The 20,811-nt window shown below is 63.9% G+C and carries 18 protein-coding genes; 5 read left to right on the top strand and 13 right to left on the bottom strand.

What is annotated here, in order from left to right:
- Positions 1-162: 162 nt before the first annotated feature.
- Both ACVIYL_RS42625 and ACVIYL_RS42630 read left to right on the top strand, forming a co-directional pair.
- Positions 163-786 (top strand): hypothetical protein, encoded by a 624-nt coding sequence (locus ACVIYL_RS42625; RefSeq protein WP_456781459.1) that lies wholly within the window; start codon positions 163-165, stop codon positions 784-786.
- Positions 787-794: 8 nt separating this feature from the next.
- Complete coding sequence (locus tag ACVIYL_RS42630; RefSeq protein ID WP_456781460.1) at positions 795-1,157, top strand: helix-turn-helix transcriptional regulator; 363 nt, start codon at positions 795-797, stop codon at positions 1,155-1,157.
- 31 nt (positions 1,158-1,188) lie between these two features.
- Here ACVIYL_RS42630 and ACVIYL_RS42635 read toward each other — a convergent pair whose 3' ends face one another.
- The 8 genes from ACVIYL_RS42635 to deoC form a co-directional block, all read right to left on the bottom strand.
- Positions 1,189-2,280, bottom strand: coding sequence for an ABC transporter ATP-binding protein (locus ACVIYL_RS42635; protein ID WP_456781461.1), 1,092 nt, complete (start codon positions 2,278-2,280; stop codon positions 1,189-1,191).
- An 83-nt stretch (positions 2,281-2,363) separates the two neighbouring features.
- Positions 2,364-3,803, bottom strand: a complete 1,440-nt coding sequence (locus ACVIYL_RS42640) for an extracellular solute-binding protein (protein ID WP_233475792.1) — start codon at positions 3,801-3,803, stop codon at positions 2,364-2,366.
- Between the two features lie 49 nt (positions 3,804-3,852).
- On the bottom strand, positions 3,853-4,890 hold the full coding sequence (locus ACVIYL_RS42645; protein ID WP_456781462.1) for a carbohydrate ABC transporter permease: 1,038 nt from the start codon (positions 4,888-4,890) through the stop codon (positions 3,853-3,855).
- Complete coding sequence (locus ACVIYL_RS42650) at positions 4,887-5,762, bottom strand: carbohydrate ABC transporter permease (protein WP_253603297.1); 876 nt, start codon at positions 5,760-5,762, stop codon at positions 4,887-4,889. The genes ACVIYL_RS42645 and ACVIYL_RS42650 overlap by 4 nt, the downstream gene beginning before the upstream one ends.
- Positions 5,763-5,769: 7 nt before the next feature.
- Positions 5,770-6,693: a ribokinase gene (locus ACVIYL_RS42655; protein ID WP_456781463.1), complete on the bottom strand. Its 924-nt coding sequence runs from the start codon at positions 6,691-6,693 to the stop codon at positions 5,770-5,772.
- Positions 6,694-6,697: 4 nt separating this feature from the next.
- Positions 6,698-7,153: an RbsD/FucU family protein gene (locus ACVIYL_RS42660; protein ID WP_057018876.1), complete on the bottom strand. Its 456-nt coding sequence runs from the start codon at positions 7,151-7,153 to the stop codon at positions 6,698-6,700.
- Positions 7,154-7,232: 79 nt separating this feature from the next.
- The gene (locus ACVIYL_RS42665) at positions 7,233-9,620 is read right to left on the bottom strand and encodes an aldehyde dehydrogenase family protein (protein WP_456781464.1); all 2,388 of its coding nucleotides are present in this window, start codon (positions 9,618-9,620) and stop codon (positions 7,233-7,235) included.
- Between the two features lie 10 nt (positions 9,621-9,630).
- Positions 9,631-10,635 carry a deoxyribose-phosphate aldolase gene (gene deoC, locus ACVIYL_RS42670; RefSeq protein WP_456781465.1) on the bottom strand — a complete coding sequence of 335 codons (1,005 nt, stop codon included), beginning with the start codon at positions 10,633-10,635 and terminating at the stop codon, positions 9,631-9,633.
- A 258-nt stretch (positions 10,636-10,893) separates the two neighbouring features.
- Between deoC and ACVIYL_RS42675 the strand changes: the two genes are divergently transcribed.
- Entirely contained in the window at positions 10,894-11,688 is a 795-nt protein-coding gene (locus ACVIYL_RS42675) for a DeoR/GlpR family DNA-binding transcription regulator (protein ID WP_057018878.1), read from the top strand.
- 80 nt (positions 11,689-11,768) lie between these two features.
- Here ACVIYL_RS42675 and ACVIYL_RS42680 read toward each other — a convergent pair whose 3' ends face one another.
- From ACVIYL_RS42680 to ACVIYL_RS42690, 3 genes are all read right to left on the bottom strand, one after another.
- Positions 11,769-12,920, bottom strand: a complete 1,152-nt coding sequence (locus ACVIYL_RS42680; RefSeq protein ID WP_092083816.1) for a substrate-binding domain-containing protein — start codon at positions 12,918-12,920, stop codon at positions 11,769-11,771.
- 102 nt (positions 12,921-13,022) lie between these two features.
- Positions 13,023-14,015, bottom strand: coding sequence for an ABC transporter permease (locus ACVIYL_RS42685; RefSeq protein WP_092083818.1), 993 nt, complete (start codon positions 14,013-14,015; stop codon positions 13,023-13,025).
- The gene (locus ACVIYL_RS42690) at positions 14,012-15,592 is read right to left on the bottom strand and encodes a sugar ABC transporter ATP-binding protein (RefSeq protein WP_456781466.1); all 1,581 of its coding nucleotides are present in this window, start codon (positions 15,590-15,592) and stop codon (positions 14,012-14,014) included. Before ACVIYL_RS42690 ends, ACVIYL_RS42685 begins: the two co-directional genes overlap by 4 nt.
- A gap of 258 nt (positions 15,593-15,850) precedes the next feature.
- Here ACVIYL_RS42690 and ACVIYL_RS42695 point away from each other — a divergent pair, with 258 nt between their 5' ends.
- The gene (locus ACVIYL_RS42695) at positions 15,851-17,683 is read left to right on the top strand and encodes an outer membrane protein assembly factor BamB family protein (RefSeq protein WP_456781467.1); all 1,833 of its coding nucleotides are present in this window, start codon (positions 15,851-15,853) and stop codon (positions 17,681-17,683) included.
- A 510-nt stretch (positions 17,684-18,193) separates the two neighbouring features.
- Here the strand turns inward: ACVIYL_RS42695 and ACVIYL_RS42700 are convergent.
- Positions 18,194-18,613 carry a tyrosine-type recombinase/integrase gene (locus tag ACVIYL_RS42700; protein ID WP_456781468.1) on the bottom strand — a complete coding sequence of 140 codons (420 nt, stop codon included), beginning with the start codon at positions 18,611-18,613 and terminating at the stop codon, positions 18,194-18,196.
- Positions 18,614-20,087: 1,474 nt separating this feature from the next.
- Here ACVIYL_RS42700 and ACVIYL_RS42705 point away from each other — a divergent pair.
- A complete protein-coding gene (locus ACVIYL_RS42705; protein WP_456781469.1) occupies positions 20,088-20,270 on the top strand; it encodes a hypothetical protein in 183 nt (60 codons plus the stop codon).
- A 59-nt stretch (positions 20,271-20,329) separates the two neighbouring features.
- On the opposite strand, the gene ACVIYL_RS42710 is transcribed toward ACVIYL_RS42705, so the two are convergent.
- A complete protein-coding gene (locus tag ACVIYL_RS42710; protein WP_456781470.1) occupies positions 20,330-20,764 on the bottom strand; it encodes a hypothetical protein in 435 nt (144 codons plus the stop codon).
- Positions 20,765-20,811 lie beyond the last annotated feature (47 nt).

A 20,811-nucleotide genomic window follows, 5' to 3' on the forward strand; every position in this document is an offset into this window, starting at 1 on the left:
TATTGAAGAAATTGTGAGAAAGGGCACGCGACCCGAAATCACCAAAGCTGTGCTAGTGTGGTGATGCGGTCTATGCGTGTGGCGGACGCCCTGAACAGCGGAAAACCGGTCTGATGGATCGGGCAATCCGCAAAACAGCAATCATCCGATGGTTGGGATTTGATGGTCGAAGACGTACTCGCTGCACCTCCCACGCGATCGGGATCTTCGTTCGAAGAACTCCTTGAAATGCTCCACCCCCACGGGATCAATGCGCATTCCTCGCCGCGGCCTGACCAATCGTTTCGCTGGCATGCGGACATAGCCATCGGCGCGGAACTTGACGTCGTGCGGGCCGATCTGTCGGCCGGTTGGGATTGGCGCTATTCATACGAGAATTCCGCCGGAGAACTCGCAATAAGCCTGCTGAATGCCGGCCAGGCCGAAATGCTCATCGCAGGAAAGAGCATCCAGCGGACCCCCTCCGAGATCGCCATCGTGCCCCTTCCAACGATGCAAGCGCAGCGGGTTGAAGCGGTCGATGGACGATACTCAAGCGTCACGCTCACCTTGCATACGGGCGTAGTTGCCAAGGTGCTGTCTGCGACGTTCGGGAGCACGGCGCTGGAAGATCTCAATCTGACGCCGATCGTCGACTTGTCGACCGGCATTGGGCAGACCCTTAGCTTGTCCGCACGAGCACCACCGGCCTGTATGACGGGATCCTGGTACGCTCTCCGAAAGCCAGCGCACTGCTATCGGAAGCGGCGATACAGCTCATCCTTGAGAACGTTCCTCATCGGCTGACCGACCGGTTGAGCCGCCACCCGCTGGAGGCACCGCCGCGCTACATCAGGCGTGCGGTCGAGTATATGCGGGCCAATCCGCATCTGCCGGTGACGATATCGGATATTGCCGCAACGGTTGGGGTCAGCAGCCGGTTGCTGCAATTGGGCTTCCGCAAAATTCACGGCACGACGCCGGTCGCCTATTTGCGGCAAATTCGGCTGGAGGCCATCCACGACGAACTGTCGCGACCGGAGAACATGCTCCCGGTCAGCGAAGTTGCCCTGAAGTGGGGCTTTACGCATATGGGCCGTTTCGCTGCGGTGTACCGCTCGGCCTTCGGCCTGTATCCGTCCGATACGGTCCGGCGCGCGCGAGGGTCCTGCAGCTAGGCAGGCGGTTGTCGAGCCAGGCTGCGGCAGATCAGCAAATAGCCGTCCCGGACGCCTTGTCGAACAAGTGCGTTCGCTCAAGATCGAGCGCGACGTCGATGACATGATCCGGCTCCGCGGCGACGCCGACCGGCATTTGCGCCGTGAATGCGAATGGGCCGACCGTCCCGATCACCAGCGTGTGCGGCCCGAGCGGCTCCACGTCTTTCACAAGGATCCGGATCGAAGAGCCCGCCGGCGCGTCTTGCCGCAACACATGGTCGGGCCGGACGCCGAGCACCACGGGCTTGCCGACGCTGCCGGCATAGGCCGCCTCGCGTGACTTCGGCACTCTCAACGCCGTGCCCGACGGCTCGGTGAAGGTGAGCGCGCCGTCGCGGGCAACGATCTTACCATCGATGAAATTCATGCTGGGCGCGCCCATGAAGCCGGCGACGAAGAGATTGCTGGGCTTCTCGTAGATTGTGATCGGATCGGCCGCCTGTTCGATGCGGCCGCGGTTCATCACCACGACGCGGTCGGCCATGGTCATGGCTTCGACCTGGTCGTGCGTGACATAGACGATCGTCTTGGCGAGACGGCGGTGCAGCGCCTTGATCTCGGTCCGCATCTCGATGCGGAGCTTGGCGTCGAGATTGGACAATGGCTCGTCGAACAGAAACACATCCGGGCTGCGCACGATGGCGCGGCCGATCGCCACGCGCTGGCGCTGCCCGCCCGAGAGCTGTTTGGGCCGGCGCTGCAGATATTGTTCGAGGTCAAGCACGCGTGCCACGTCATTGACGGCCTTCTCGATGCTGGCGCGCGGCTCGCCGCGCACCTTCATGCCGTAGCCGATGTTCTCTCCGACCGTCATATGCGGGTAGAGCGCGTAATTCTGGAACACCATCGCGCAATTGCGCAGGCCGGGACGCAACTGCGTCACGTCGCGATTGCCGATGCGGATGGTCCCGCTCGTCACCGCCTCCAGTCCTGCGATCATGCGCAACGTCGTCGTCTTGCCGCAGCCGGACGGGCCGACAAGCACGACAAACTCCTCGTCGGCCACGTTGAGATCGAGCCCTTCAATGATCTTGTAGGGCCCGTATGCCTTGCTGACGTTCTCGATCTCGACGTGCGCCATGGAATCCTTTTCCGTCCCTTCGTCGACGGCAAGTAAAGTCCCGGACGATGCTCGCGCGTCATCCGGGACGTCTCGCTGGAAAGCTAGTTCTTCGGCGGAAGACCCATCGCCGCGCGATAGGCCGCGAGCTGCTTGGCCCGGCCGAACTCGTCGGTCAGCCGATTCCACTCCTTGGCCATCGCGTCGAGCGCCGCCTGCGGCGTGGTCTGGCCGGCCAGCGCCTTGCCGAGCTCGATCTCGACCACCTCGGTGTAAGAGAAGTAGCCGGGCAGACGCATGTCGAGCGCGACGTTCTTGGCATTGATGGAGTCGGATTGCGCGCCGAGATATTCCTTGGCCTCTTCCGGCGAGAAGATCTTGCTCCACAGTTGCAGATTGGCAGTGTGCGACTTGCGGTAGGGATTGACACCGCTGCCGCCGGTGATCGCCGCCTGGCCCGACACTTCAGGGCTTGTCAGTGTCTTGACGAAATCCCACGCCGCCTTCTGGTTCTTGCCGGCCTTCGGCACCGCGATCTGCCAGCCGCCGAATGCCATGAACGGGCCCGGAAGCACGCTCGGGAACTTGTCCCACTTCTTGGTCTTGGCGTTCCAGATCTCGTCCGAGCCGGGCAGCATCGCCGAACCGACCTTGCCCGAGATTTTCGACTGCTTCGGGTCGGCGGCGATGACGCCGGTGTCACCCCAGCCGATCGATTCCGCTACCTGGCCGCCGGCCACGGCAGCGTTCACCTCGCCGAACGAGAAATTCAGCGCGTTGGGCGGCCCGAGCTTCGATGCCCTGATGTATTCCTCGAGCCCCTTCACCCAGCCCGGATTGTTGATCTGCGCGTCCATCGTCTCGGGATCGAAGAACATCGCGCCCGGATAGTTCGGATTGTTGGTGTAGGCCGCCGCATGGCTGAAGAAGAACCAGAACTGCTGACCGCCGCGGCGGAAGGCTTCCGCCGTTCCCCACAGCCCCTTGTCGGGCCGCTGGAAAAACTCCGCAATGTCGAGATACTGCTTCCAGGTCTTCGGCGGCGCGAGGTCGTAGCCGTATTTGGCCTTGAAGGCGTCCTTCTCCTTGGGATCGCTGAACAGGTCGGTGCGGTAGGTATAGGTGTGGACGTCGCCATCCATCGACTGCGAGTAGATCTTGCCTTCCCACACCATCAGCCGTTCGCGATAGGCCGGCTCGATATCGTCCCAGTCCTTGCCGGACTGCATCTCCTTCGGCATCTCGCTGAGATAGGGCACAAAATCAGGCAGCCAGGCCGGCGCGAAGCTGACGAGGTCGAACGTCGCATCCGACGCCGTCAGCGACGTCGCGATCTTCGGATAGAGCTCGGACCATGGAAACTCCACGACATTGACCTTGCCGCAGGTCTTCTTCGCCCATTCGTCCGCGCCGAGCTTGAGCGCGGAGGCGATATACGGCCCGGTCTGCGACGCCACCGTCAGGGTGACGCCGGTATAGTCCGGGCTGCAGGCAGCATTCGCCTGGCTCGCGGCACAGGCCATCGCGAGCGAGGTGGTCAGCATCAGGAACGTCCGTCGCAACATCGTCTAGTCCTCCCTACAAGGTTTTTTGCTATTTGATGGCCCCGAGTAGCAGGCCCGACCGCATCATCCGGCTGAGCAGGCCCGCCATGATCATCATGGGAACGATGGCGACGAGCGCCGCAGCCGATATCGCCCACCATTCGTCGCCGCGCTGGCTGTTCTGTCCCGCCACCAGGATCGGCAGCGTCTGCCATCTGGAATTGGTCAGGAACAGCGCGAACAGAAACTCGTTCCAGACGAAGGCCAGCGTGATCATGAACGTCGCCAGCAACCCGTTCATCGACATCGGCACCACGATGCCGAAGAAGATGCGCCAGCTCGGCACATTGTCGACCATCGCCGCCTCCTCGACCTCGATCGGCACAGCCTCGAAGAAGTCGCGCATCAGCCAGACGACGATCGGCAGCGAGAAGGCGACGTAGCACAGCGTCAGGCCGACAAAGCTGTCGATCAGCTGGAAGCCCAGCCGCCCGATCTCGCTGTAGAGCAGATACAGCGCGAAGGCGGTGACGATGGGCGGGAACATGCGCTGGCTGACGAACCAGAACAGGATGTCCTCATTGCCGAGGATCGGTCCGGGCAGCGGCAGGCGGTTGGCGGCGACGGCCACGATCAGCGCGATCGGAAAGGCCAGCAACAGGGCCTGCGGGCGGGTGAACCCGAACGTCGTGTTGAACAGCAGGTAGCCGCCGAGCGCGAGCAGGAAGAACGCGAGGCCCGCGCCGAAGCGGACCTTGAATTCGAAGCGCACCAGCGCATAGGCCGCCATCGCGCCAATCGCCGTGGCGATCGTTGCCGCGGATAGGCCAACGATGGTCGAGTTCAGGAAGGTCCGGAAGAACTCGCCGCGGATGCCCTGATAGAGATCGATGAAGGGCTGCAAGGTCGGCGTGAAGTCGATGAACGGCAGATAGGTCGGCCCGCCGACGACGCCGGGCGGCGTCTTGAATGCGGTCACCACCACCCAATAGAGCGGAAACACCGTGATCAGGCACCAGATGAGAACGCCGGCCGCGACCAGGCGGCGGCGCCATGGCGACAGTCCCGTCAAGCCTTGGCCGCTCATCGGCGCTTCTCCAGATGCGGCCGCAGCAGCGCCAGATAAGTCACGCCGATGATCGTGATCGCGATCAGGAACAGGAAGCTGAGCGCCGATGTGTAGCCGAGATTGAACTTCTTGAAACCTTCCTGATAGGCGAACAGCGTCAGCGTCTCGGTGTCGACGCCCGGCCCGCCGCCGGTCATCACGAACACCGTGTCCATGATCTTATAGCTCTCGATCAGGCGGATGAAGACGACGGCGGCCGAGATCGGCAGCATCATCGGAAAGGTGATGCCCCAGAACTGCTGCCAGGCGCTGGCATTCTCGAGCTCGGCGGCCTCGTAGACATCTTCGGGAAGCGTTTGCAGCCCGGCCAGCATCATCAGGATGACGAACGGGGTCCACTGCCAGACCTCGACCGCGATGATGCAGGCGAGTGCCCAATGTCCATTGGTAAGGAACGGCAGGTTGACCAGGCCGAACTTCGACAGGAACTGATTGAGCGGTCCCATCGTCGGATTGAAGATCATGCGCGCCACCAGCGCGACCGCGACGGGCGCCAGCAGCATCGGCAGCAGCAGGGCGACGCGGAACAGCCGCTCACCCGGCACCCGCGCATTCAGCGCCAGCGCGACGCCGAACCCGATCGCGTATTGCAACCCGACCGCGATCAGCGCAATCAGCGTCGTGGTGAAGAGCGCATTCCAGAACCGCGGCTCCTGCAACAACGCCGCATAATTGCCAAGCCAGACGACGCGCGGCGGGATCGGCGGAATCAGCCGGTAGCTGAGGAAGCTCGTAGTCAGCGAATAGATCAGCGGAAATATCGAGATCGCCAGCACGACGAGCACCGCCGGCCAGATGAAGACATGCTTGATCGGATCATTCCGCATCATCGCAGCATCATCCCCTCAGCAGCGCTTCGATCTCCGCGCGCCGCGGCATCGCGGGCGCGGTGCCCGGCCGGGTCACCGAGATTCCCGCCGTGGCCGAACCGAAGCGCGCAGCCTCGAGCGGATCGACGCCGTCGGCGAGCGCCGCCGCGAAGCCGCCGACGAATGCATCGCCCGCGCCGGTGGTTTCGACGACCTTACCGGCCGCGAAAGGCGGCACGTGCAGCGAGCGATCCCGCGCATGGAACAGCGCGCCGCGCTCGCCGAGGGTGATCAACGCCGTCCCGGCGCCTTTGGCCAACAGGGCGTCGCCGGCGCGGCGGGCGCCAGCAAGGTCGCCCACCGCGATGCCTGTGAGCGCTTCGGCCTCGGTCTCGTTGGGAACGACATAATCGCACAGCGCAAACAGGCCATCGTCGAATTGGATCGCCGGTGCCGGATTGAACACCGTGATGCTGCCGGCGGCGCGCGCAATCTCGAGCCCGCGCCGCGCTGCATCGACCGGCTGCTCGAGCTGCGTCACGAACACGCGGCTGTCGCGGATCGCGTCCGCCACCGCGTCGACATCGGCCGGGCCGATACCGCCCGCTGCACCCGGCACGACGATGATGGCGTTGTCGCCGCGCGTCTCATGGACGTAAATGAAGGCTGCGCCGGTCGGCGCTTCCGCCGTCCTGGCCACGCGCGGCCGGATTCCCTCGGCCTCCCAGGTCTTGATCGCAAGCTCGCCGAAGGCGTCGCTGCCGATCCGCGAGATAAAGCTCACGCCGGCGCCGGCCCGCGCGGCCGCGACAGCCTGGTTGGATCCCTTGCCGCCAGGCCCCATCGCGAATCCCGATCCGGCGATCGTCTCGCCGATCGCCGGCATGTTGCCGGCGCGGAACGCCAAGTCGACGACGAAGACGCCGAGGACGGCGACGCCACTCTTGCTCATCTCGTCACTCCCCGTCCGGCCCGATCACGCCCTTGCTGAACAGGAAGCAGCCATAGAAGCGCCGCTCGCCCGTCGCGATCACGCAATAGGCCGTCTTGGCCTTCTCATAGAAAGCGTGGCGCTCGACGCCGACCAGCGGCCAGGACCGTCCCTCCGCGCGATCGATCGCGGTCTGCACCTCGCGCTGCACGGGTGGCACTTCCTGAGCCTGGCCGACAATCTCCATGCGGCTGGCCGCATCGTCGACGAAGGTGTCGAGCGGCATCACCGAGAGGATCGCCTCAACCGCCCTGGCCGCGTTGACATTGTCGATGCGCAGCAACCGGCCGAGAACCGTCTGGCGCGCGATCGAGTCGGCCGGAAAATTGGTGTCGCACACCACCAGACGATCACCATGCCCCATCGCCCGCAAGGCGTAGAGTACGTCGGCATTGAGCAGTGGATCGATGCCCTTGAGCATGTTGCGTCCTTCCCTTGTGTTCAAACTCGCCGGACTCTGACGGTCCGAACCCCATCGATATCACCGCGAGGTGACGTCGCTAGTCACCGTACGGAATCCAGATGTTCTTCACCTGCACCGCGTGGCGGAGCAGGATCGGGCCCTCGCTCGCGGCCTTGTCGTACCAATCGAGCGCGAGGCCATGATCGACCAGCGTCCGTTTGAGATTGCCGATCGACAGCCGTTCGGCGGCCGCTGAGGCGTCCTGCGATCCGAACGCCCAGAGCGCGTCGACGTCGTCGTGCTCGGCAAGCACCTTGACCAGCTCGCTGTGATCGCCGGTGACGATGTTGACCACGCCGCCCGGCACGTCCGAGGTCTCGAGCACCTGGTAGAAGTCGGTCGCGGCGAGCGGATGCCGCTCGCTCGGCACGGCGACGACCCGGTTGCCCATCGCAATCAGCGGCACCACCAGGCTGATGAAGGCGAGCAGCGGCGCCTCGTCGGGACAGGCGACGCCGACCACGCCGATCGGCTCATACATCGCGAGCGCCACGCCGCGCAGCGGCGGCGCGTGGATGGATCCTTCGAATTTGTCCGCCCAGGCGCCATAGCTGAACAACCGCTCGATGCTCGCATCGACTTCCGTGCGCGCCTTCGCAGCCGACACGCCGGTCATGTCGGCGATGCGACGGGCGAACTCATCGCCGCGCGCGGAAAGATTCTCGGCAAGGTAATAGAGGATCTGGGCGCGATTATGCGCCGTCGCCCGCGCCCAGGACTCGGCGGAGCGCGCCGCGGCCACCGCATTGCGGATATCCTTGCGATTGCCCTCGCCTGCCTCGCCGAGGCGCCGGCCCTTCGGCGACAGCACCGGACGCGAATAATTGCCGTCCGGACGCACCTGCTTGCCACCGACAAACAGTTTTGCCGTCCGATCGATTGGCGGCACATCGAATCCGGCGCTGGCGCCGGAAGCCGTCGGCAGCGGCGATGCCTTGGCCCGCGCCTTGCGCCCGCTCCAGGCCTTCGGCTTGAGATACTCATACATGCCTTCACGGCCGCCCTCGCGGCCGAAGCCGGACTCGCGATAGCCGCCGAAGCCGACGCTGGCGTCGAACAGATTGGTGGCGTTGACCCAGACCACGCCGGCCAAGAGCTTCGGCGCGATATCGAGCGCCAGACCGATCGTCTCGCTCCACACGCTGGCGGCAAGGCCGTAGCGCGTGTTGTTGGCGAGCATCACAGCCTCGTCAGGGGTGCGGAACGTCATCGCCACCAGGACAGGGCCGAAGATTTCTTCGGTCGCAACCGTCGAGGACGGATGCACGTTCCAGAGCAAGGTCGGCGGATAGAAACATCCTTCCGCCGGGATCGCACCGGACGCCTGATATTTCTCGGCGCCTTCCTTCACCCCGGTCTCGACCAGCGACTTGATCCGTTCGAGTTGTACCGGTGCGACCACCGCGCCCATGTCGATCGCCTTGTCGAGCGGCATGCCGACGCGAAGCGTCTCCATGCGGCGGATCAGGCGCCGGCGGAAAGTCTCCGCGATCCCCTCCTGCAGCAGCAGCCGCGAACCGGCGCAGCAGACCTGGCCCTGGTTAAACCAGATGGCATCCACCACGCCTTCCACCGCGCCGTCGATATCGGCATCGTCGAACACGATGAACGGCGACTTGCCGCCGAGCTCGAGTGTCAGCGATTTGCCGGTGCCCGCGGTCGACTGGCGGATCAACCGCCCGACCTCGGTCGAGCCGGTGAACGCGATCTTGTCGACGCCGGGACATTCGACCAGCAGCGCGCCAGTGGCACCGTCGCCGGTCACGACGTTCAACACGCCCGGCGGCAGGCCGGCTTCGGCCGAAAGTTCGGCGAACAGCAGCGCGGTGAGCGAGGTGAACTCCGCCGGCTTCAGCACCACCGTATTGCCCGCGGCCAGCGCCGGCGCGATCTTCCACGCCAGCATCAGCAGCGGAAAATTCCACGGAATGATCTGCCCGATCACGCCAACCGGCACCTGATCGGTGAATTCGCGCTCCTGCAGCTGCGCCCAGCCGGCGTGATAGAGGAAATGGCGCGCAGCGAGCGGCACGTCGAGATCGCGGGTTTCCCGGATCGGCTTGCCGTTGTCGATCGCCTCCAGCACGGCGAACAGCCGGGCGTGACGCTGCAGCATGCGCGCCAACGCATAGAGATGACGCGCGCGACCGTGACCGCCAAGCTTTGCCCACGCGGTCTGCGCGGTGCGTGCGGCGCTGACCGCCGCCTCGACATCGGCAGCAGCGCCCTGCGCGATGCGCGCCAGCGTCTTGCCCGTGGCCGGCTCGGTCGTCGTGAGGTGTTTGCCGGCGTGCGGCGCTGTGAACTTGCCGGCGATGAAATGCCCGAACGTGGCGCCATGCCGCGCCAGCCAGGCGCGTGCCTCGCCGTCCGCCTCCGGCGCGGGGCCATACTCCATGGTCTCGAAATAGCTTGCGACGCTCATCGCTGGAGTCTCATCCCACGGGGTGGCGATTGAAGGCCGAATAGTGGCCGGTCACGTGATGCTCGAGCTGTCGCTCGATATCGGCGAGCAGGCTGGAGGCGCCGATGCGGAACAGGTCCGGCTCGAGCCAGTCGCGTCCCAGTTCCTCCCTTATCAGGAACTGATAGTTGAGCACGTCCTTTGCCGTCGAGATTCCGCCGGCCGGCTTGAAGCCGATCTGGTAGCCGGTGCGCTCCTGATAGACGCGGATCATCCGCAGCATCGCGAGCGTCACCGGCAGCGTCGCGTTGACGCCTTCCTTGCCGGTGGAGGTCTTGATGAAGTCGGCGCCGGCCATCATGCAGACCATCGACGCCTTGGCGACATTGCGCAGCGTCTTGAGATCGCCGGTGGCCAGGATCGTCTTCAGATGCGCGTCGCCGCAGGCGGCGCGGAAATCCTGCACCTCGGCGTAAAGCGCCCGCCAATCGCCGGTCAGCACATGCTCGCGCGTGATGACGATGTCGATCTCCTGCGCGCCGTCGCGGACCGACGCCTCGATCTCCTTCAGCTTCAGATCGTGGGGCACGAGACCTGCGGGAAATCCGGTCGAGACCGCAGCGACCGGGATGTCCAATCCGTCGAGCGCTTCGACGGCCGTCGCCACGAACCGATGGTAGACACAGACCGCGCCGGTATGCAGCTCGCGGCCGGCAAAGCCGAGCCGCTCGAGAAGGTCGCCGCGCACCGGCGCTTTGGCCTTGGCGCAGAGACGCTTCACCCGTTCGGTCGTATCGTCGCCATTGAGCGTCGTCAGGTCGATGCAGGTGATCGCCTTGAGAAGCCACGCCGCCTGCGCGTCTTTCTTGACCGTGCGCCGGCCCGGCAGGCTCGCGACACGCCGTTCGGCGGCCGACAGATTGATCCTGATCTCATCGATCCAATCCATCTCGAGCGCGCGGCCAGCGTTGCGCGGCAGCGGATGCTCGCCGCCCGGAGAAGGCGGCTGCGCGGCCAATGGGGACGGATTCTGCATGAAGACGCTCTGCGTCATGGAGGCGCCGTGCGGTCCTAGCGAATCGACGAGATCGCCAGATAGACTGAATGTGTCGATCGCAACATGTGATCCTCCCCTGACCTTGCCGCGGAGTTTGCCGACTGCCTGAGGACGACATCGTCCCCGACCCTCGATCAGCCCGCCGGACTGGATGTTATTATTGTAACAAATCGACGTTGATAAACTCACAACATTGTAAGATCATTGTCAATCGGATAAGCAAGCCCGGCGATCAAAATGGCTGAAACATCGAACGCACGACCAAGCGAGACGCGCGTGCAGCGCCTGCAGAGGCTGCGCCGCGCCGTCGAATCGAGCGGCACGCTGCATCTGAAAGACGCCGCCGAGCTCCTCAAGGTTTCCGAAATGACGGTCCGGCGCGATCTCGCCGGGCCGGACGCCGCGCTGGCGCTGCTCGGCGGCTACGTCGTCAATGCGGCGTCGCCGACCGGGGTCAAGTACACGTTCGAGCAGGAGATCGATCAGCACACCCAGGACAAGCGCCTGGCCTGCCGGTCTGCCGCGGCCTCGATCAAGGAAGGCGATACGATCTTCATCGATTGCGGCACGACGATGCAGTCGCTGGCGGACTGCCTGCCGGAGGACCTGCCGCTTTCGGTGATCTGCTATTCGATGAACGTGGCGTCGATCGTCACGCGACGGCCGGCCACGCAGGTGATGCTGATGGGCGGCCTCTACCATCCGTCGTCGCAGTCCTTTGCGTCGGACGACGGCCTATCCTATCTGCGGCGGCTCGGCATCAACAAGGCCTTCATCTCCGCGGGCGGCGTGCACTGGACCCGCGGCGCGAGCTGCTCGAATTTTCACGAGGTCGCCGTCAAGCAGGCCGTCATCGAGACCGCGATGGAAAGCATCCTGGTGATCGACGCGAGCAAGCTCGGCAGCCTCAAGTCGGCGTTCTTCTCCGATATCGGCGCGTTCTCGCGGATCATCGTCGGCGGCGCGGCGTCAGCGGACATGCGCAAGCACTTCCGTAGCCTTCCCGTCGAGTACGTGACCAGCGCAACCTGATCCGAGCGGGGGCTGGCGCGCCCGGATCAGGCTGCTCACGATGCGCGGGCTCGCGGGACCACGCATCGCACTCCTGCGGCTCAGTTGCAGGCAGGCTTCGCCTTGTTGCAGGCGTCGGTCAGCTCCGGCGGCGGCTCCTTCTTGAACACCGTCTTGTAGGATTCCAACACGTTGGACTGCGTCACCGGCAGCGACTGCACACCGATCCAGCCCGGCGTTTCCTTGCCGAGCAGCGCGTTCATCATGGCCATCGCTTCGGCGACACCCTGGTCATAGGGGCGCTGCGATCCGGTCGCTTTCAGCGGGCCACCCTTGGCGATCTCGATCGCCGATTGCAGGCCGAGATCGACGGTGGCGACTGGAACGTCGATGCCCTGCGCGCGCATCGAGCTCAGCGTATCGAGCGCCGGCTGGTCCCAGACCGCGAACAGGCCCTTGATATCCGGATTGCCGGTGAGGAAGTCGCCTGCGATCTGCGACACCTTCGGCGGGTCGGTGAAGTCGACCTGCTTCATCTTGATGTCCGGGCGGTTCTTCTGCATCCACTCGCGGACACCCTTGGTGCGCTCGTTGGTGCTGAAATAGTCGACGCCGAAATTGACGAGGCCGATGGTGCCGCCCTGCGCGACGCAGGACGCCAGGATCTGGGCCGCGATCAGACCGTTGCCCTGGCTGTCCGCCGAGATCATCGAGGCATATTCCTCGGGATGCTTCAGTCCGGTCGGAATGCTGTCCATCAGCACGAGCTTGATGCCGGCCTTGGCGATCTTCTTGTAGGTCGGCGCGGTCGCCGTGAAATCGACCGGGATCGAGATGATGCCATCCGGATGCTGCTGGATGGTGTTCTCGATGTCGGCGATCTGCTTGTCGACCTGATACTCGGCGGACGCGACGCCGGTGACGGTCACACCATACTTCTTCAGCGTGTCGGTGATGCCCTGGATCTGCAGTTGCGCCCAGTCGAGATTGACGGTCTGCATGGAGATGCCGACCTTGAAATGCTTCTCCCTGATCTTGGCGGCATCGGCGTCCGACAGCGCCAGCACTTCGGGCGAGGCGGCCTTCTCGCCGTGCGGCCCCTGACCGACGATCGATTTCGGTCCAAGCGTCGCGAGATCGACGCCCTTCACGCAGGTTGCAGGCACTTCGGCGCGGGCCGAGGCGGCGATCGAAATGGCCGTCGCCGCGATCAGCGCGGTCAGCGGCAGGGTTTGTCGCAAGATTGGCTTCACTGTTTCCTCCCGTTTTGGTCGCCGATTTGACCGGAGGCCGGCGACCTTGCCCCTACCCTTGCAACGCCTGACCTTGCGGCCCATGCGCTGCGCCGTCGTGCTCTAGCGTTTCGTGAAGGCGACCGCGGCCACGATGATCGCTCCCTTGATGACGAGCTGCAGTGGCGAGCTGACGCCGAGCAGCACGAGGCCGTTGTTGAGTGTGCCGATGATGAGGCTGCCGAACAGCGTCCCCAGGATGTAGCCGCGCCCGCCGAACAGGCTGCAACCACCGAGGATCACGGCGGCGATGACGTCGAGCTCCATGCCCTGCACGACGTCGGGCCGCGCGGCGTGCGAGCGCGCGGACAGCACCAGCGCCGCAAGCCCGGCGAGCGCACCGGTCAGCACAAAGGCCGCGGTCGTTACCCATTTGGTGTTGATACCGGAATACAGCGCCGCGGTCGGATTGCCGCCGACCGCATAGATGCGGCGGCCGAACACGTTATAGTGCAGCAGCAGGATGCCGACGATCATCGCCACCAGCGTCCAGGCGATCGGAACCGGTATGCCCAGGAACGAGCCTTCGCCGAAGATCGCAAAGTATGTCTCGTTGGTGATGATGACAGGCTTGGTATTGGTTACCATCATCGCCAAACCGCGCGCCATGCTCAGTGAACCCAGCGTCACCAGGAACGACGGGATCGAGAGCTGCGTGGTCAGGATGCCGTTGAGCAGCCCGACCAGCGCGCCGGTGCCGAGCCCGGCAACAGCGCCTACGATCCAGCTATTGTTGATCTGACTCATCGCGAGCGCCGCGGCCATGCCCGACAGCGCCAATGTCGATGCGACCGACAGATCGATCTGGCGCGCGATGATCACAAAGGTCATGCCGACCGCGATGATCGAGACCAGCGTGGTCTGGCGTCCGATGTTCAGGAAATTGTCGACCGACAGGAACCAGGGCGAGGACAGGCTGAACACGACCAGCAGCACCACGAAGGCGATGTACAGCATGTAGGGCCGCTCGCCCCGCAGCAGATTCTGCAGCAGCTTGCGGCGACGATCGGATCGGGTCGACGAGGCGACGAGATTGGGCGCGGTCAGTTCGGTCATGCGGGCAGCTCTTGCAATACGCCTTGTTCGGAAGCCTGGTAGATCTGCAGCAGATGATGGAGCTCTTCGGCATCATCGATCTCCCCGCGCACCAGCGTTCGCGCCACGCGTCCATCGACGATCACGGAGATGCGGTCGCAGAGCTCGATCAGTTCGACGAGGTCCGACGAGACCACCAGGACGCCGGTGCCGTCGCGCGCAGCATTGCGGATCACGCCGTAGATCTCCTCGCGCGCGCCGACGTCGACGCCAACCGTCGGCTCGTCCAGCAGCAGCACGCGCGGCCGCGGATCATTCCATTTTCCGAACACGACCTTCTGCTGGTTGCCGCCGGACAATGTCCTGACCAAGCTCGAGGTGTCTTGTGCCTTCACCGATAGCCTTGCCACCGCAGCGTCGGCACGCCGGGCGGCGGCGCGCTGCTGCATGAAGCCCCAGCGCGAGAAATGCGGAATCCGCGGCAATGTGATGTTACGCTCGATCGAATGATCCAGCACCAGACCCTGCAGATGCCGGTCTTCCGGCACCAGCGCGACGCCATGCGCGATCGCATCGGCCGCGCCGTTCGGCAGCCACGGCCGGCCCTCGATCGCCAGTGTGCCGCTCTCGACCGGCCGAAGGCCGAAGATCGTCTCCAGGATCTCGGTGCGCCCGCTGCCGATCAATCCGGCAAGGCCGTGGATCTCACCGTTCATCACGGACAATTCGACGGCTGACAGGCGGTCGTTGGACACGCCCGACAGCGACAGAACCGGCGACGGATCGAACGAACGCGCGGCCGCAGCCTCGGCGCGCGACACCGCGGGCGCCAATCGATCGGTGCCGATGATGGCGTTCACCAGCCGCTTCATGTCGGTCTCGGCGGTGACGAATGTGCCGGCATTGGCGCCGTCGCGCAGCACCGTGACACGCTGCGAGATCTCGAACACCTCGTTCAGCCGATGGGTCACATAGATCACGCCGACGCCGCGGCGCGTCGCCTTGCCGATCGCATCGAACAGGATGCGAACTTCATCCGAAGTCAGGGACGATGTCGGTTCATCGAGGATCAACAGGCGCACCTCGCCCATCAGTGCCTTGGCGATCTCGGTCATCTGGCGGTAGGCGAACGGCAGCGAGCCGACTGTTGCCTTGGTATCAAGGGGAATGCCGAGTTCGCTCAGGAACGCCCCGGCCCTGGCCATCAGTTCGCGCTTGCGGACAAAGCCGAACCGCGTACGCGGCTCGCGGCCGAGCAACAAATTGTCGGCGACGCTCAGCGACTCGACGAGACTGAGGTCCTGATAGACGACGGCGATGCCTGCCTCGCGCGATCTAGCCGGACTGTCGAACGTCGCCGGTTTGCCGGCGATCTCGATCGCGCCGCTGTCGGCCGCATGGACGCCACTGAGGATCTTGATCAGCGTGGACTTGCCGGCCCCGTTCTCGCCCAGCAGCGCGTGCACCTCGCCGACCCGGACCTCGAGGTTGACGTCGCGCAACGCCCGCACGCCGCCGAAGCGTTTGTTGATGCCACCGACCATCAACAGCGCCGTCGACGGCCGAGGCTCGGCTGCGATCGAACCGGACAATTCCAAATTTTCCTCCCGTCGACCGCGCACGGCGCTGGTACGATGGTGACATGTTGTTATTTTTGCAACTTATATTGTTATAATTCTATCACATCGGCCGACCTGTCAATGGGAGATCGCGCCGGCGGGCGCTCGAATTGAAGGCGGCGATCGGATCCTGCCCCGCCATACGTGCGGCCGGCCTCCGCCAGCCACGATGGCAGCCGGAAGGTTGTGCTAAGCTGCAATTGCTCTCTTCATCAAAGCCAACGCCGGTGAATCACGATGAAACTGAGTGCTGCGATTGCCATCGCCCTGATCTCGTCTTGCCTGCCTGCCGCGGCGCAGCAAGCCGGTGCCGATCTCTACGCGCAACGCTGTGCGCAATGTCACGACAGCAGCAACGCGGCTGTTCGCGCGCCGAGCCGCACCGCGCTGCAATCCAGATCGTTCGACGAGGTGCTTGGTGCGATCACCACGGGCCCGATGGCATCCTTCGCGCAGGGACTGACCAGCGACGAGCGTGCGGCGATCGCCTCGCTCGTCACGGGAAAGGCCGCGTCGCTCGCGGCAACCGGGAGCGCGGGCCAATGCGCGCAGAACGAGACCGGCTTTCCGAAGCCGATCGACGGGCCGCGGTGGAACGGTTGGGGCGCGGATATCAACAACAGCCGGTTTCAGCCGGCGGCAATGGCCGGCCTCGCGCAAGACCAGGTGCCGCGACTGCGTCTGAAATGGGCGTTCGGATTTCCTGAGACGTCCAACGCCAACGCGCAGCCGGCTGTCGTCGGCGGCTTGCTGTTCGTCGGTGGCGGCGACCGCAAGGTCCACGCCCTCGATGCCAAAAGCGGCTGCACGCGCTGGGAGTTTCCGACCGAGGCGCCGGTGCGGACGGCCATCAGCTTTGCCCCACTGGACAACGGCCAGTCTGCCATCTTCTTTGGCGATGTGCGCGCCAACGTCTACGCCCTGAATGCCGCGACCGGCAAGCTGATCTGGAAGAGCAAGGTCGACGATCATGTGGCCGCCCGGATTACCGGTGCGCCAGTGTTCTATTCCGGCGTCGTCTATGTCGGGGTTTCATCGATCGAGGAGGCTATCGGGTCTCGTCCCACCTACCAGTGCTGTACGTTTCGCGGCAGCGTCGTTGCGCTGAAGGCCGAGACCGGTGCGCAGATCTGGAAGGCCTATACGATTCCCGAGGCACCGCATCCGACACGGGCGAACGCCCTCGGGACCCAGCTGTTCGGTCCGGCCGGCGCGTCGGTCTGGTCCGCGCCGACGATCGACGTGCAGCGCCAGGCGCTCTATGTCGCGACCTCGAACAGCTATGCCGATCCGGCAACCGACACCAGCGATGCCATCCTCGCGTTCGATCTCGCGACCGGCCGAATGCTTTGGCACCAACAGGCCACACCGAAGGACAGCTTCGTCGTTGCGTGTTTCGGCACCGATCAGAGCAATTGTCCGGAAGACCGCGGCCCCGACCATGATTTCGGCCAATCGCCGATCCTGGTGAGCCTGCGTAACGGACAGCGCGCGCTGGTGATCGGCCAGAAATCCGGCGTGGTCCACGCGCTCGATCCCGACCACGAGGGCAAGATCCTGTGGCAGACGCGGATCGGCAAGGGTGGCGCGTTGGGCGGGACCGAATGGGGTTCCGCCGCCGACCAGGACCGAATCTATGTCGCCAATTCGGACGTACGATTTCTCAGGGACGGCACGCGACGTCTGAATTCAAGCGAAGGTGGCGGCCTGTTCGGGCTCGATCTTGCGACCGGAAGGATCGCGATGCAGGTGGCGCCGGTGGCCTGTGGCGACCGCCCCCAGTGTAGCCCCGCTCTCTCCGCGGCGGTCACCGCCATTCCCGGCGTCGTGTTCTCGGGCGGCGTGAGCGGCTTCCTGCGCGCCTACGCGACCGATGACGCACGGCTGCTCTGGGAAATCGACACCGCCCGCGACTACGCCACGGTCAACGGCGTTGCGGCCCATGGCGGCGCCATGGACGGACCCGGCCCGGTCGTCGTCGACGGCATGCTGTACGTCAATTCCGGCTACGCGCAATGGAGCGGGCTGCCCGGCAATGTTCTGCTGGCCTTTGAAGCCGGCAACCCTTGACAGGTATTTGCGCCGGCAAGCTGAGCACTACTCGCGGCGGGCTATTCGTGCTTTGATGCCGGACAGGATCAGTCGAGAGGTCCGAAGGGAGACCGTGTGGTGATTGGCGACGTGCTACGCAACATCACGTCAGGGGCCGTTACCCTCGCGCGCTCCAATGGTCCCGAATCGCCGATATCAGGGACCGGCGTCCCGAAATCGACCGACATGGCAGCCGCGCTTCAAATCGATGCGCATGTCGTTGCGCACGAAAAACACAGAAACTATAAGTGCTTGAAAGAATGGTCGGAGTGGCAGGATTCGAACCTGCGACCCCTGCGTCCCGAACGTAAGTAGCAAGCGAAAAGATCAACAAAAACAATGAATTTCACTCGCGATTGACCACCTTTATCGCCGTTTGTTCATGGTGTTTCGGTGGTCAATCGGTGGTTGGCGAAGTCTGATCCTCTATGCGAGTAGCGGATTTCTACTCCGCGGGTTGTAGGTTCGAATCCTGCCGGGATCGCCAGTTCACTTTCCCGCTCCAGTCTTCTCAATAGGTCGAGATTGATTTTGGCTCACCGGGTCAGAAGGTGAGCCAGTGCCTGTTCCTGAAATGAGCTTCGCCCCCTCACGCGCCATCTTCTTTCGGTTTGCCGCTCGCGTGTAGACTTGTGCCTGCGATATCGACGACCAGCCGAACCACGCCATCAATTGATGGTCGGTAAAACCGAGCTCGGCCAGATAGGTCGCTGCGGCCTTTCGGAGACCATGTGACGTGCACCGCTCCGGCAATCCTGCCTCGTGACAGGTATCGCGGAAGTAGTTCCCGAACCCGGCAGCGGTAAACGGCTTGTCCTGGGCCGTGACCAGGAAGGTCAGATGGTCACTCGCCGGCATTGCGTCGATCGCCGCCTGAAGGCGTGGCATGACTTCGACGTTGAACGGCACCCCCAGTCTTCTTGCGGCCCATCGCCATCATCCCGTCGCGGATATGCTGCCGCCCCATCCGGACCACGTCACAGCGTGGCTGGCCGGCCTGCAGGAGCAGCTCATAGGCCAGCCGGGCCCTGGTGCCCACGGCCCAGCCGGGCCCTGGTGCCCACGGCATGACACTTCTCGAACTGCTCGCACTCGGCAGTCTTCCATGGATGGTGACCGCCGGTCCTCAGGGAAGGCTCTTCGTATCGGTTCACGTACTCCAGAACCGGCAACAGCCGATCACATCCCATCTAAGGTATTGAAATAACAATCTTTAGTTTCGCCCCGTCGAGCAGCTCACCAGTCAGCCTACAAATGAGAACCACTCCAGCGCGGGCGGCGCGCCGAGGTCACGCCGCCCCGGGTTGACCCAGGAGAAAAGAAGTACGTCTGTCAAACCAATGGCTTAGAGCCTTATTCTGGGCAAACTTCGGCGGAAGTCTCTGGTTCGCTGGGTTGGTCGAGGATCAATCAGGTGCGGATTAGGGTCGTAGCCGTCGGAGTAATTGGCCTGGTAGGAATGGGCGCTGTTGCAGCCTTGGGGAGGAGTCCCGCGCCAGCACATCCAATTGCCTACCCGGTGGCGGAGACCTCGAGTAAGAGCGACCGTCTACCGCTGAAGCCCGCACCCGCAGTTGTGGCTGCCGTCGAGAACGAAGTCGCGCCAGCAAACGAGGTTGCTGCGGTCACAACGGGTGCTTCAGCTTCGGCAACGATCGCCGCCCCAGCAGCACCCCCAATAGCTGTCGCGCCCCGTCCGAACGATCGATTGAAGGCGCCGGCCAAGATCATTTCTCGACATTGGCATGATCCTGCGGACACCAAGTACAAATCAAAGCCGAATGCGAGTAGCGGAAGCAGTTCGCCAGTTACCCGCCCCGAAGCGGAGAAACAGCTTGGCGAAGTTAAGAACTGCAGCCAGAGCGGGCTGGACACTTTCCTGCGGTCGGTCAATCTGAAGCCGCGCTGCGCTTCCTAGAGAGTCATGAAGAACGGCCTCCCCGCGTGGCTCTCACCGGCGGCGTCTTTTCCTGGGACTTGCGGCAGATCAATAGGAGCTTTTGCACAAGTTGTAAGTTGACGCGCAGCACCGGGGCAGGTCCGAGACCGAGGTCGAGCCATGAGTACTGTCCCTCTGGACGTTGAAAGAAAATGCGAACAGCGGTGGGCAGCCAGGCGTAAGCAGCCGGTTCTAGCGGGAGCACCTGAAAGGCACTGGTCCGAAAGCCCGATTGAACCGCCCGCTGGGCATACAAAGGCTGAGCAAGAAGCTGCTGATTTAACCCTTCAGCCCACGAAGCAGCGATTATCGGGGCCAGCTGAAATCCCACCGCCGCGACAAAACATTTCGAGCCCGGCGGCGTCACCCCGGCCGGATTCTGATTAAGGGAACAGCAACGTCGGTTGCATAAGATGTAGTCCACTCGCTGCAGGACGCTCGAAAATGACCGAGTACGTCATCAGGGAAGTTGGCCTCCGCCAGTGGCTCGTGTTTGCCGATCGGCGAAGCATCGCTTTTTGCGCCGACGAAGATGAGGCGGTGAAAGCCATGGCCGAACATAGCGCGCGCCGCGGTCGACCACCTGAAACAATGGAAACTGCGTCAAGGGAAAACCCGCCGGTGTGAACCGGCGGGCTGCATATGACAGGTGGCTCAATTGTGGTTGCAGGCGACGGTGTTCGTCGTCACGCCGCCGCTAGGTTGGCTGCCGTAACGGCCATCGCTTGTCGCAGTTGATAATGCCAGCCGTCCGGGCCGATGGTGTCAGTGACCGGCCATTCGTCGCCTGCGTCTTCCACCTCGTTCGAATACTGGAGAACGGCAGCGATGCCGGCGATAGTCGTGGGTATCGTTGACGTCAGCTCCCACGCAGCATCCATCGCGGCGTAACAACAGGCCTCGTTATGGTCTCGGGCGGCGTAGTAGGCGTCTGTGCCGCGCTCCGCCCAATCGTATGGTTCGATGGAAGCCAAGTGGTCCGCCGACGCCTGACGATGTTTGGCGATGGCGGCGAATGCTGGATCAACGGAAGCCTCGGCGACTCCGGCTGATCCACTGAGCGTTGAGCCGGCAGCACCCGCAATCATCTGCAGGCCGAACCTTCGGGTTATCTGGTTCATACCATGCTCCCGTGTTGCCAATCCTGCGACCCGATCTGCTCGAGTAG

The organism is Bradyrhizobium sp. USDA 3315 (genome assembly GCF_054056795.1).